The 11,865-nt window shown below is 72.3% G+C and carries 12 protein-coding genes; 7 read left to right on the plus strand and 5 right to left on the minus strand.

All coding sequences use genetic code 11. The annotated features are described in order from the left end of the window. Positions 1-26: 26 nt before the first annotated feature. The 7 genes from J8M50_RS19940 to J8M50_RS19970 all read left to right on the plus strand — a co-directional run bounded on the left by J8M50_RS19940 (position 27) and on the right by J8M50_RS19970 (position 6,514). The gene (locus J8M50_RS19940) at positions 27-671 is read left to right on the plus strand and encodes a hypothetical protein (protein WP_010355203.1); all 645 of its coding nucleotides are present in this window, start codon (positions 27-29) and stop codon (positions 669-671) included. Positions 672-742: 71 nt separating this feature from the next. Continuing rightward, positions 743-1,621 (plus strand): glycine betaine ABC transporter substrate-binding protein, encoded by an 879-nt coding sequence (locus tag J8M50_RS19945; protein WP_040836952.1) that lies wholly within the window; start codon positions 743-745, stop codon positions 1,619-1,621. Positions 1,622-1,657: 36 nt separating this feature from the next. Next, a complete protein-coding gene (locus J8M50_RS19950) occupies positions 1,658-2,017 on the plus strand; it encodes a hypothetical protein (protein WP_010355201.1) in 360 nt (119 codons plus the stop codon). Between the two features lie 133 nt (positions 2,018-2,150). Next, on the plus strand, positions 2,151-3,467 hold the full coding sequence (locus tag J8M50_RS19955; protein ID WP_010355200.1) for an MFS transporter: 1,317 nt from the start codon (positions 2,151-2,153) through the stop codon (positions 3,465-3,467). Between the two features lie 4 nt (positions 3,468-3,471). Continuing rightward, positions 3,472-4,131, plus strand: coding sequence for a response regulator transcription factor (locus J8M50_RS19960; protein WP_010355199.1), 660 nt, complete (start codon positions 3,472-3,474; stop codon positions 4,129-4,131). 5 nt (positions 4,132-4,136) lie between these two features. Further along, a complete protein-coding gene (locus J8M50_RS49160) occupies positions 4,137-5,552 on the plus strand; it encodes a sensor histidine kinase (protein WP_010355198.1) in 1,416 nt (471 codons plus the stop codon). Further along, positions 5,549-6,514, plus strand: coding sequence for a TAXI family TRAP transporter solute-binding subunit (locus tag J8M50_RS19970; protein ID WP_010355197.1), 966 nt, complete (start codon positions 5,549-5,551; stop codon positions 6,512-6,514). The genes J8M50_RS49160 and J8M50_RS19970 overlap by 4 nt, the downstream gene beginning before the upstream one ends. A gap of 1 nt (position 6,515) precedes the next feature. Here J8M50_RS19970 and J8M50_RS19975 read toward each other — a convergent pair whose 3' ends face one another. From J8M50_RS19975 to J8M50_RS19995, 5 genes are all read right to left on the minus strand, one after another. Further along, complete coding sequence (locus J8M50_RS19975; RefSeq protein ID WP_010355196.1) at positions 6,516-7,160, minus strand: ABC transporter ATP-binding protein; 645 nt, start codon at positions 7,158-7,160, stop codon at positions 6,516-6,518. Continuing rightward, on the minus strand, positions 7,153-8,328 hold the full coding sequence (locus tag J8M50_RS19980) for an ABC transporter ATP-binding protein (protein WP_010355195.1): 1,176 nt from the start codon (positions 8,326-8,328) through the stop codon (positions 7,153-7,155). Before J8M50_RS19980 ends, J8M50_RS19975 begins: the two co-directional genes overlap by 8 nt. After that, positions 8,325-9,197, minus strand: coding sequence for an ABC transporter permease (locus tag J8M50_RS19985; RefSeq protein ID WP_010355194.1), 873 nt, complete (start codon positions 9,195-9,197; stop codon positions 8,325-8,327). The genes J8M50_RS19980 and J8M50_RS19985 overlap by 4 nt, the downstream gene beginning before the upstream one ends. Next, the gene (locus J8M50_RS19990; protein WP_010355193.1) at positions 9,187-10,155 is read right to left on the minus strand and encodes an ABC transporter permease; all 969 of its coding nucleotides are present in this window, start codon (positions 10,153-10,155) and stop codon (positions 9,187-9,189) included. The genes J8M50_RS19985 and J8M50_RS19990 overlap by 11 nt, the downstream gene beginning before the upstream one ends. Positions 10,156-10,235: 80 nt before the next feature. Further along, positions 10,236-11,819, minus strand: a complete 1,584-nt coding sequence (locus J8M50_RS19995; protein ID WP_010355192.1) for an ABC transporter substrate-binding protein — start codon at positions 11,817-11,819, stop codon at positions 10,236-10,238. Positions 11,820-11,865: the final 46 nt, after the last annotated feature.

Here is an 11,865-nt window from a genome sequence, read left to right on the forward strand (position 1 = left end):
GAAACCGACTTCCCCTGGAGTATTCGATGCGATTCGCGCTCCGCGCCACCGCCCCCTCACGCCGCGTCGCCCGCAGCGCCGGTGCCGTCGCCGCCCTCGCCCTGGGCGCCTCCCTCATGGCGGCCCCGCAGTCCTACGCCGCCGACAGCCCCTCCGTCGCGCAGCTCCTCCAGCAATGCGGCTCGGCCGACGTGTGCAAGTTCCACCCGCAGAGCTACACCGCGTACACCGGCCCGGCGCACCAGGTGGGCTCCACCGCGTACAACTGCGGCCACGAGATCAACCAGCACACCGTCACCTGGTTCGACACGACCTCCGCCACGAACTCGGTCGGCGTCGCGATCGAGGCGAGCGTGGAGTTCTGGAAGGTCTACAAGGTCTCCGTCGAGGTCTCGTACTCCCACTCCTGGACGACCTCGCACACCGACTCCGAGACCAAGACGCTCAACGTCCGCCCCGGATACAAGGGCTGGCTCCAGCGCGGCACCGCCAAGCAGAAGGCCAAGGGCTGGTACGAGCTCCACTTCGGCAAGCGCTACTACGGCCACTACATCTGGTACATCAACAACTACCAGGCGGCCGGCTGGGACCAGGACCACCCGCAGAACGGCTACGTCAACTTCAAGGACGCGCAGATGACGTCCGGCGAGCGCGCCGCGCACTGCGGCTGAACCGTCCCCCAGGACAGCGGGCGGCGCCGGGCAACGGGCCGCCCGCTCCCACCGAGAAGTGGTGTTCCGTGATGCCAGACAGCCGTGTTCGTCCACGTGCCGCTGTGGCGGCTGCCCTCTGCTCTCTGCTGTTCCTCGCGGGCTGCGGCGGTGCGGCGAAGGGGGACGGCGCGACCGCCTACGCGGACGGTGCGGGGCCGACGGTGATCGGCGCCGACGGTTCCGCCGAGAGCCGGGTCGTGGCGGCCCTGTACGGCGAACTGCTGACCGACGCGGGGGTGGAGGTGCGTATGGCGAGCACCCGTTACGCCTCGCCCGCCGACACCACCCGTGCCGTGGTGGAGGGCCGGATCTCCCTCGCGCCCGCCTACGAGACCACCACGCTGCGCGCCCTGCCCGCCGGCCAGACCCTGCCCGGCAACATGGCCGCCACCCTCAGCATGGCTCTGCCCCCGGGCATCGACGCCCTGCCACCCGCGCGGGCACAGAACGGCGTCGTCCTCGCGGTCACCCGGGCCACCGCCCGCACACACGGCCTGCGCACCCTCACCGCCCTCGCGAAGACCGGCCGTCTCACCCTCGGCGGCCCCGCCGCCGGCGACCCCGACGCCCCGTCGGCCGCCTCACTGCGGAAGGTCTACGGCACCCACCTCACCGAGACCGGCACCACGGCCACCGCCGACGTGCTGGTCCTGCGCGGCACCGACCCCGTCATCACCCGGGACGGCCTGGTCGTGCTGACCGATCCGAAGAACGCCCTGCCTCCCGAGCATGTCTTCCCGCTCATCGGCGCCCCCTACGCGGGCCTGTCCGCAAGCAAGGCCCTGGCCCGCCTCAACGCTCGGCTGACCACAGCGCAGCTGGCCGCACTGGCCGCCTCCGTCGACGGCGGGGCATCCCCGTCCGGCACGGCGCGGGCCTGGCTGCGGTCGGGCGGCCTGCTCGGCTGAGCACCCCCACCCCTTCCTCCGAAAGGCACCAGCGACATGAGTCGACTCCGCAGAAAGCTCACCCTCGCCGCGCTCGCCGTGGCCTCCGCCGCAGGCGTCCTCGCGGCGCCCGCGACGGCCAGCGCCGCCACCGCCAACGTGCAGATCCAGATCTGCAACGACAAGGGCTCGGCCCTGAAGTTCTTCCTCGTCGGCTACAACGACCAGGGCGACTGGGTCAACTCCCGGTTCTGGGACGTCCCGGCCAACGGCTGCACCACGGCCTGGAACTACTGGTGGCAGACGAACAGCTCGGTCGAGCTCCACTACGTGCGTCCGCCGGCCGGCTGGAACTGGCACCAGGTGTACGTCCCGAAGTCCAAGAACGGCCGCACCTTCACGTACCACCAGTCGTAGAACGACCACCGCCCGCCCTCTCTGATCGGCCGTGCCGAGTCCTAAGGGAGTGTTAGGACTTCGCGCGTGATCTTGTCCGGCCCTCTCGGCCCCCGGATTCTGGCTGCTCCAGGCCGCTGACGAGGGAGTTGTGATGGCCGCACAGGACACCGCCGTCCACGAGAGGGGCGCGCGGCACGATGAGCGCAGGGTCGCGAAGAACATCGTGCGCGGGTCGGTCGGGAATCTGATCGAGTGGTACGACTGGTACGCGTACACCGCGTTCAGTGTGTACTTCGCCGCCGCGTTCTTTCCTTCCGGGGATCAGACCGCTCAACTCCTCAACACCGCCGCCGTGTTCGCGGTCGGGTTCCTGATGCGGCCCATCGGGGGGTGGGTGTTGGGGAGGTACGCGGACCGGCGGGGGAGGCGCTCGGCGCTCAGCCTGTCCGTGACGTTGATGGCGGCCGGTTCGCTGATCGTGGCGTTGACCCCGTCGTACGACACGATCGGCGTCGCCGCGCCGGTGCTGCTCGTCACCGCCCGGCTGCTGCAAGGGATTTCGGTCGGCGGGGAGTACTCGACCTCGGCGACGTACATGTCCGAGGTGGCGACGCCAGGGAAGCGCGGGTACTACTCCAGCTTTCAGTATGTGACGCTGATCGCCGGGCAGTTGACGGCGCTGGGACTCCAGATCATCCTCCAGTCGGTGCTGAGCGACGGGCAGATGGAGTCGTGGGGGTGGCGGATCGCGTTCGTCGTGGGGGCCGCCGGCGCGGTCGTCGTGCTGTGGCTGCGGCGCGGGATGGACGAGTCGGAGAGCTTCGAGCAGGGGCAGGCGGACGGGGACCGGGGGAGCCTCAGGATGCTGCTGTCGTACCCGCGTCAGTGCCTGGTCGTCGTCGGTCTGACCATGGGCGGCACGCTCTTCTTCTACACGTACACGACCTACCTCCAGAAGTTCATGGTCAACACCAGCGGCATCGCCAAACCGACCGCCGCGTGGATCAACTTCTGCGCCCTGCTGGTGTTCGTGGTGCTGCAACCGGTGATGGGCCGCCTCTCCGACAGGGTGGGACGGCGGCCGCTGCTGATCGGGTTCGGGGTGCTCGGCGCGCTCGTCGTCGTCCCCTCGCTGACACTGCTGTCGCACACCGACAACCCGTACTACGCCTTCGTGCTGATGGTCGTCCCGCTCGCGATCAGCTCGCTGTACACGTCGATCAGCGCGGTCGTGAAGGCAGAGCTGTTCCCAACGGCCATCCGCGCGCTGGGAGTTGGCCTGCCGTACGCGCTGACCGTCGCGATCTTCGGCGGCACCGCCGAGTACATCGCCCTGTGGTTCAAGGACATCGGCCACGAGGGCTGGTACTTCTACTACGTCACCGCCTGCGTCCTGACCTCGCTGCTCGTCTACATTCGGATGCGCGAGACGTCCGAGGGCTCGCCGCTGGACGACCGGAAGGGATAGGCGCGTGCGGGTGCTGCTGGCCGAGGACGACGACGGGGTCGCGGGCGCCCTCACCGAGGCCCTGTACGACGCCGGGCACGAACCCGCCCGCGCCCGCCGGGGCGAGGAGGTCCTCACCCGGCACCGGCAGGCCGACCTGCTCCTCCTCGACCTCGGCCTGCCCGACCTCGACGGCCTCGACGTCCTGCGCAAACTCCGCGCGGTCAGCGCCCTCCCGGTACTGATCCTCACCGCGCGCGGCGACGAACGCTCCGTCGTCCGGGGCCTCAGACTCGGCGCCGACGACTACCTCGTCAAACCGGTCCGCCTCGCCGAACTCCTCGCCCGCATCGAGGCGGTGGCCCGCCGCGCCGCCGCCCTCGCCGCCCCGGCCCAGCGCACCGTGCGCGCCGGGGACGTCGAAGTCGACCTGGACGCCCGGCGTGTACAGGTCGGCGACGCCGAAGTCCGGCTCACCACCAAGGAGTTCGCGATCCTCGCCGCGCTCGCCTCCCGCGCGGGGGCCGCCGTGAGCCGCCAGCAACTCCTCGACGAGGTGTGGGGCGACGCCTACCTCGCCGTGTCCCGCTCCCTCGACGTCCACATCACCCAGCTCCGCGCGAAACTCGGCCGCCCCGAACTCCTCACCACCATCCGGGGGTTCGGATACCGCTTCGGCGGGTGAGGGGGATGCGCGCACGAGTCCTCACGGTCGTCCTGGCCTTCGCCCTCCTCGCCGTCGCCGGGTTCGCCGGACCCCTCCTCACGCTGACGGCCGTCCAGCGCACCCAACAGCTCGTCGCCGCCCGCGCCGCCGACCTCGACCGCTTCGCCACCCTCGCCGAACAGGCAGCGGAGAGCGGCGACTCGACCACCCTGACCGCCGAGGTCGACCGCTACACCGAGCTGTACGGCGAGGCCGTCGTGGTCGTCGACGCCCGCCGCGCGCCCGTCGTCCAGACCGGCGGCCTGCACGCCGCCGACCCCGCCGTGGCCCGCCTCGTGGACGCCGCCCTGCGCAGCCAACTCCGCTACCCCGAAGGGACGTTGCGCCCCTGGTCCCGAGCCGACGTCCTGCTCGCCCGCCCCGTCGGCACCGGCACCCGCGTCTCCGGCGCGGTCGTCCTGCGCGCGTCCGTCCGGGCCGCCGCCGACGACGTCGCCCTGCGCTGGGCCCTCGTCCTCGCCGGAGCCGGAGTGTTCGCGGCGGCCTGCGTGCTGCTCGCGCGCCGGGCCACCCAGTGGGTCGTACGGCCGCTGCACCGACTCGACCGCGCGGTGGGGGAGTTGGCGGCGGGGCTCCCGCCCGAGCGGGTCGTCCGTGCCGGGGGACCGCCCGAACTCCGGCAGGTCGTCGAGGGGTTCAACCGCATGGCCGACACCGTCACCACCGCCCTCGAACAGCAACGCCGCCTCGTCGCCGACACCTCGCACCAACTCCGCAACCCGCTGGCCGCGTTGAGACTGCGCATCGACTCGCTCCAGCCCCGGCTGCCTCAGGCGGCGACGCGTACGTACACCGGGGTGACCGCTGAACTGGAGCGCATGGAACGGCTGTTGGACGACCTCATGACCCTCGCCGACGCCGAACACCGGGCCGGGGAGATGGCAGTGACGGACCGCCAGGGGGTGGGCTGCGAGGTGCGGCCGGTGATCGAGGCACAGGTGGAGGTGTGGCGGCCGGTCGCGGAAGGCGCGCTAGTGCTGAGCCGGGTGGGGGAGGGCGTAGTGGCGTGTACCGCCGACGAGTTGGCCCAGGTGGTGGACATCCTCGTCGACAACGCGATCAAGTACGGGGGCGGTCGCGTCGAGGTGTCCTCCAGGGCGACGGGCACCGAGGTGGTGATCGAGGTGCGGGACGACGGGCCCGGACTGTCCGCCGGTGAACTCGCCTGCGCGGGAACGCGGTTCTGGCGCGCGGAGCGGCATCGGGACGTACGGGGGAGCGGGTTGGGGCTGGCCATCGCGGAACGTCTGGTCGCCGGGCACGGTGGACGCATCGAGTTCGAGGCGGGGGTGCCCAGGGGGCTGGCGGTACGCGCGGTGCTCCCGCAGCAGGAAAGCCGTACGCCGCAGCCCCGTACGCCAGGAAGCCGTACGCCGTGAACAGCCGCCGCACGATCCTGTGCGCCGCCCTCGGAGTCACCGGAGTCGCGGCGCTCGGCGGCGACGCCCGGCTCGCCGACCGGGGCCCCACCGGCACGCTGCGCATCGCCACCGGCGAGAGCGACGGCTTCTACGCCGCCTTCGGACAGCTCCTCGCCCAGCAGGTGACCGCCGTGTACCCCCGCCTGACCTGCGAAGTCGTCGGCAGCGAGGGCAGCGTGGCCAACGTACGGCTGCTGCACGCGCGCCGCGCCGACGTGGCGCTCGCCCTCGCCGACATCGCGTGGTCCGCGTACGCCGGGAGCGGACCCTTCGCCGCGCCGGTGCCGTTGCGGGCGGTGGGCCGGGTGTACGAGAACTACGCGCAGCTCGCCGTACGGGCCGGGTCGACGGCCCGGAGCGTGGCCGACCTCGCGGGCCGGACCGTGTCGGTGGGTGCTCCCGCGTCCGGCGGCGCGGTGCTGGGGGACCGGCTGCTGCGGGCGGCGGGGCTCAGGCCGGGGGCGGACGTCCGGGTCCGCCATCTGCTGATGTCCCAGGTCACGGGGGCGATGCGGGCGGGTGCGGTCGACGCGGTCCTCCTCGCCGGGGGCGTACCCATGCCCGTCCTCGCCGGTCTCGCGCACGACCCCGGCATCCGCCTCCTGCCGCTCGCCGGGCTGCTGCCCCGGGTGCGGGAGAGCGGCGGCGCGGGGGTGGAGGCGGTCACGGTCCCGGCCGGCGCGTACGAGGGTACGGCCGAGGTCGCCACGATCGGCGTCGCCAACCTGCTCCTGTGCCGCCCCGACCTGCCCCCGCCGCTCGCCGCCGTCCTCACCCACGTACTCGTCGGCCGCGCGACCCGGCTGGTCCCGGCGTCGGCGCTGGGCACGCAGTTCCTGGACGTGCGGAGTCTGATCTCCACGGGGGAGGTGCCGTTGCACGCGGGGGCGGTGGCGGCGTACCGGGAACTGCATGGGTAGGTCATGCGCTGATCTCGTCCCAGTGGACGAGCCGCTCGCACCACCGCCGCAGCAGCACCCGGTCGTGCCCAACAGCCAGGAGACCGGCCCCTGATGACGCCCGGTACTCCTCAACTGCCCGCACCAGTGCGGCCGTTGTCGACGCGTCCAGCATCGCCGTCATCTCGTCGCAGATCAGCCAGCGGGGCCGCAGGGACAACGCGCGGGCCAGGCAGGCGCGTTGGAGCTGGCCGTCGCTGACCTCGTGGGGACGCCGGGTGAGTAGGTCGGGGGTGAGGCCGACGGACGCGGCGAGGGCGTCGACGTCGGGTGCGCGGCCGTTCGCGCGGAGGGGCTCGGCGATGAGGTCCGCGAGGGACAGGTGGGGGTCCGCCGAGAGCCGGGGCTGCTGGAACACGACGCCCACAGAGGTGCGTTGGGCCCTGGGGGCGCGGTGGCGCCAGCGGTGGATGCGCGTGCCGTCCAGCGTGAGCGTGCCCGCGTCGGGGCGGTGCAGCAGGGCCGCCACCTTCGCCAGCGTCGACTTGCCGCAGCCGCTCGGGCCGAGGAGGCCGACGGACTCGCCGGGCGCGATCGTCAGCGACACACCGCGCACCGTCGGGGACTTCCTGTCGTACCCGGCGGTGATGGCGCGCAGTTCAAGCACGGAGGTCCCCTATCTCTCTCCTTGGGCGGGAATCCCGGAGGCCAGGCCGGGAGGGAAACGTATCCGGAGTACCGGAGCCGTGAAGCGGCGTAGTACGCTCCACTCCTGCTTCGGCAGCGGTCAGGGCTTGGCCGTCTGCCGACTTCCTGGAGTCGGTGGAGAAGCCGCCCCGTTCACGGGGTGGAGGAGTCACGAGGTGCGGGTGGTGGCAGGCGGTTCCGTCCGTCGGCGCCGGGAGCACCGTGCACGTTGGCGTCGCGCGCGGGCAGCGGGGCGCGAACGCGCAGCCCTCGGGGAGCGCGCCGAGTTCCGGGGGCATGCCGGGGATGGGGAGGAACGCGCGGTCGGGGAGGGCGTCCAGGAGGCCCCGGCTGTACGGGTGGCGGGGGCCGGGGTCACCGAAGAAGCTTTTGGCGTCGGCGAGTTCGACGATCCGGCCCGCGTACATCACGGCCACCCGGTCCGCGATGCGCTCCGCCGCCGCGAGATCGTGCGTGATCATCAGCAGCGCCCTGTCCTCCCCGGCGTCCACGTGCCGGCGCAGCTCGTCGACCGTGTGGTCCACCAGGTCCCGGTCCAGGCCGGTCGTCGGCTCGTCGGCCAGCAGCAACGGCGCCTCGCCGACCAACGCGAGGGCGGTGGCGGCGCGTTGGGCGAGCCCGCCGGACAGTTCGTGCGGGTGGCGGTCGAGGTGGTCGAGCGGGAACGCGGCCCGCCGGGCGGCCTTCTCGACGGCGCCGGGGTCCTTGGAGGACGTCAACGCCCGTATCGTCTCCGCGAGTTGGGATCGCACCGTACGTACGGGCGTGAGATGCGCCACCGGACTCTGCGGCACCAGCCCCACGAGCCGCCCCCGCACCCGCCGCACCAGCGTCCCCTCGTCGGCCCCGACCAGCTCGATCCCCCGCACCCAAGCCTCCCCGCGCGCCTGCGCGTTGGCGGGCAGCAGCCCCAACAAGGCAGACGCCAGCACCGACTTGCCGCAGCCGCTCTCCCCGATCAGCGCGAGACACTCCCCGGCGGCCACCTCGAACCCGACGTCGGTGACAGCGGGCACCTGACGCCCACCGGGCAGCAGGAAACGGACGGAGAGCCCGCGTACGGAGAGGACGGGCTCCTCTCCGTCGGCTTCTTCTCTGTCGGCTTCTTCTTTGTCGGCCGTGGTCACAGCATCAACTCCGATCTCCTGCGCGGATTGATCCGCTCCCGCCAGGCCCCCGCCGCCCCGGCGATCGCCAGCGTCGGCACGATGATGAACAGGCCGGGGAACAGCGTCGGCCACCACTGCCCGGCCAGCAGTGAGCCGCGGGCCGACTGGACGAGGCCGCCCAGGCTGGCCATGTGCGAGGGGAGGCCGAGACCGAGGAAGGAGAGGGCGGACTCGTGCCACATGGCGTGCGGGACCATCAGGACGGCGGCGAGGCCGGCTTGGGGGAGGACGCCGGGGAGCAGGTGCCGTACGGTGACGCGTCTGCGCGACGCCCCGCCGGAGATCGCCGCGTCGACGAACGCCCGGGACCGCAGCGACAGCACCTCGGCGCGGACGATGCGGGCCGTGGACAGCCAGTGCGTGACGCCGACGGAGACGATCACCGGCCACACGCCGGGCCGGAACATCGCGACGACGAAGATGCCGAGCAGCAGGTGCGGTACGGACGACACGGTGTCCACCGCCCGCATCACGACCCGGTCCACCCACCCGCCGAACGTCCCGGCGAGCGCGCCGACCGCCGTGCCGAGCACGGTCGCGGTGAGCGCGGCGGCGAGGCCGACGAGGAGCGAGACGCGCAGCCCGTACACGCAGCGCAGCAGGAGGTCACGGCCGAGGTCGTCGGTGCCGAAGGGGTGGGACCAGCTCGGCGGGAGCAGCTTGGACGCCAAGTCGACCGACTGCTGGTCGAGTTGGACGAGGGGCGGGACGAGCAGGACGGCAAGTGCGGTCGCCGCGATGATCGTTGCCGAGACTCTGACCCGAACCGTCCGCGTGGAGCGGCGACTTGGTCCGTACGTCCGCCAGCCGGGTGCCTCACATGTCACTGAATCCCACCCTCGGGTCGAAGAGGCCGTACAGCAGGTCGGCCAGGAGGTTCCCGGCGAGCACGGCGGCCGTGGCGAGCGTGGCCAGCGCCGCGAGGAGCGGGAAGTCGACGGAGGTCGCCGCCTCGACGGTCGCCGCCGCGATGCCGGGCCAGCTGAACACGGTCTCCACCAGCAGGGCCCCGGTGATGAGTTCGGGCACCCGCGACCCGACGAGCGTCAGCACCGGCAGCAGCCCCGAGCGCAGGGCGTGCCAGAGCAGGACGGTCCGCTCGCTCAACCCCCGCGCGCGGGCGCCCCGTACGGGGTCCTCGACGAGCGCGTCCCCGACGCCCTGGCGAACGTACAAGGTGAACCAGGGGAGTTGGGACACGGCGAGCACCCCGGCGGGCAGCGCGAGATGCCGGACGACCTGGTCCACCGTCACGACCTCGCTGGCGGTGTCCGTGAGTCCCCCGGCGGGCAGCACGCCCCACTGGAGCGCGAACACCCAGACGGCGAGCAGCGCGAGCCAGAAGACGGGCGCCGCCTCCAGCGCGTACGCCAGCGAGGTGACCGTACGGTCGAGCGGCGAACCCGGGCGCCGGGCGGCCAGAACTCCCAGCACGGTTCCGGTGGTTACGGCGATGACGAACGCCGCCGCGCACAACAGGCTGGACCACAGCAGGCGTTCACCGATCACCTCGGCGACCGGTTGCCGCAGCACGCTCGACTGACCGAGGTCCCCGCCGAGCGCGGACGTCAGCCACTCCCACCAGCGCACCGCGAACGGCCGCTCCACGCCGAGGTTTTCGCGCAGCCGGGCAAGCGTCTCGGCGTCGGCGCCGAACGCGGCCGTACCGGCGTACGCCTTCACGGGGTCGAAGGGAGAGGCGGCGGCGATCGCGAAGACGCCGAAGGTGACGAGGAGGAGGACGGGGACGGCGAGGAGGAGACGGCGGGCGGTGAGGCGGGCCATCGCGGCCCAGGGGAGGCGGGGCAGGGACGCCGGTCTCCGCAGCGGCTGTTTCGGCGAAGTCCCTTCTGCGGGCGGCCGGTTCACTGCGTCGCCTGCTTCGGCTTCCACGTCTCCAGGTTCCACCACGGCCCGCTCGCGAACCCGTGCTCGTGCGGCTCGACCTGGGTCGTGAGGCCGTCCCAGCGGTCGGCGAGGACGTACACGTGGTCGATGTGCGTGAGGAACGTGTACCCGGGGTCGGCGACGAGGGCGCGCTGGAGCGTGTCGTATGCCGCCTTGCGCGCCGCCGGTTCGCTGGTGCGGCGGCCCGCGTCGAGGGCCTTGTCGACCGTCGGGTTCGTGTAGTGGCCCATGTTGTTGAAGCCGTCGCCGGCGAGGGTGGAGTACAGCATCGTGTAGAGGCCGAAGTCGGGGTCGCCGGTGGAGCCGAAGCCCGCGAGGACGGCGTCCTGGGCCATGCGCGGCTCGATGACCTCCCACGTCGCGCTCTGCACCTCGACCTCGACGCCGGCCTTCTTCGCGTCGGAGGCGTACGCGAGGGCGTGGTCCTGGCGGACCTTGTCACCGGCCGGGTAGTACAGCGTGAACGAGGCGCGGCGCCCGTCCTTGGCACGGACCCCGCCGCCGGAGGCCTTCCACCCGGCCCGGTCGAGGACGCGCCCCGCCTCGGCGAGGTCCTGCCTGCGCTCGATGCCCTTCGTGAACCACGGCGAGCCCACCGGCAGCGGCCCGTACGCCGGGCTCCCCGCGCCGTCCAGGATCTTCGCGACCATCGCGTCCCGGTCCACGGCCAAGTCGAGGGCCCGCCGGATCGCGGTGTCCCCGGCGACCGGGTTCCCCGAGGGCAGCGACACGAGCCGGACGTCGTACGTCGTCGCGTCGTACCGCTTGCGGCTGCCGTCCCGCGCGAACGCCGCCGCGAGGTTCGGCGGCAGGATCGCGCCGTCGAGGTCGCCGGCGCGCAGGCGGGTGGCGCGGACGTTGTCGTCGGGGACGATCGCCATCGTCACCTTGGCGACGCGCGGGGCGCCGCCCCAGTACTCGGGGTTCGCCTTGAACGTGAGCTTCTCGCCCTTGCGCCAGTCCGCGAGGACGTACGGGCCCGTACCGACCGGATTCGTGTTGAAGGAACCGGTGTTGGGGTCCTGGCCGCCCGCGAGGTGCTCGGGGACGATCGGCAGGGTGGTGCGCGCGGCGAAGGGCGCGTAGGGGTACTTGAGGCTGAAGACGACCTTGTCGCCGTCGGCCTTCACCCCTTTCACCGCGTCGAGTTCGACCCGCGAGGTGTTGTTGGTCCTCGGGTTCAGGACGGTGTTGTACGTGAACACCACGTCGGCGGCGGTGAGTTGCTTCCCGTCGCTGAACTTCACGCCCTCGCGCAGCGTGTACGTGTAGGTGAGGCCGTCGGCGCTGACCTCGGGGAGGGACTTCGCGAGGGCGGGCTTCAGGGTGAGGTCGGCGTCGTGGGCGAGGAGGCCGTCGAAGATCTTCGAGTTGCCGTCCTTGCCGTAGCCCAACAGGGGGCTCAGGGTGGCCGGTTCGGAGGGGACCCCGATGACGACCGAGTCGGCCTCCCCCGCCCCGCTCTCGCTGGGTGCCGAGCAGGCGGCCGTGACGGTGAGCAGCGCCGCCGTCAGGGCGGTGGCTCGTGTGCGGGGGGTCATCGGGCTCCCTCTGTTGCTGGTGGGTCGTTATTGCATATGAGTTGCA

It is taken from the genome of Streptomyces acidiscabies, assembly GCF_020010905.1.
Lineage (GTDB): Bacteria > Actinomycetota > Actinomycetes > Streptomycetales > Streptomycetaceae > Streptomyces > Streptomyces acidiscabies.